The sequence below is a fragment of the Curtobacterium sp. B18 genome (assembly GCF_000333375.1).
GTDB lineage: Bacteria > Actinomycetota > Actinomycetes > Actinomycetales > Microbacteriaceae > Curtobacterium.
Map to the genome: position 1 here is coordinate 1 of NZ_BACZ01000334.1, position 981 is coordinate 981.

Here is a 981-nt window from a genome sequence, read left to right on the forward strand (position 1 = left end):
CCCGCTGCGCGATGATCCCCCGGACGTCCTCGGCACGGTTCGCCTGCTGCGGCAGGCCCTGTTGCGTGGACATGGCGGGACGCTAGCGCGGGATCGGGCACTCCCAGGGGCGTTGCAGGTGATCGCGACCGGATCGTGACACATCGTATTCCGCTCCGGGAATGCGTCTGGGCGGTGCGGTCGCGCTGGCCGGGTGGGCCGCCTGGTGTACAGTGACGGTGTTGTCTTGATTCCTGCAAAAGAAAGGCCCAGCATGGACGTCGACGCCGATCTGCTCCGCGCCTCCGGCCTGCGGGTCACGACGCCACGGCTCGCCGTCCTGCGGGCGACCGCGACGATGCCGCACGCGACGGCCGACGACATCGTCACCGCGCTCACCGCCGAGTTGCCGACCACCAGTCACCAGGCGGTCTACGGCGTCCTCGCGGCGCTCACCGGCGTCGGGTTGGTGCGGCGGATCGAGCCGGCGGGCAGCCCCGCGCGGTACGAGCGGCGGACCGGTGACAACCACCACCACATCGTCTGCACGATGTGCGGTGCGATCGAGGACGTCGACTGCGCCGTCGGCCACGCGCCCTGCCTCACGCCGTCCGAGACCCACGGCTTCGCCGTCACCACGGCCGAGGTCACCTACTGGGGCATCTGCGAGCAGTGCGCCGCCGCCGAGCGCGACGACACCGGGGCCGTCCCGGCCTGACCGCAGACACCCCGACCCGGGGACGACCGCAGACACCCCGACCCGGGAACGATCCGCAGTCGTCCCCGCTCCCGGCACCGAACCGGGACCACGAGCAACCCGAGCACCCCTGACCGAACCAACCGTTCCACCCAAGGAGGAACCGTGTCCGACCAGAACACGACCGGCACCCCGTCCGGTACCCCCACCACCACGACCAACTCCGGCGCCCCCGTCTCGAGCGACGAGCACTCGATGGGCGTCGGGGCCGACGGCCCCCTCGCGCTGCACGACCACTACCTGGT

1 protein-coding gene is annotated in these 981 nt (G+C 71.6%); it reads left to right on the plus strand.

Annotated elements, in window-relative coordinates:
• Window positions 1–253 precede the first annotated feature (253 nt).
• Window positions 254–697, plus strand: coding sequence for a Fur family transcriptional regulator (locus tag I5E_RS09215; RefSeq protein ID WP_022906722.1), 444 nt, complete (start codon window positions 254–256; stop codon window positions 695–697).
• The last annotated feature ends 284 nt before the right edge of the window (window positions 698–981 follow it).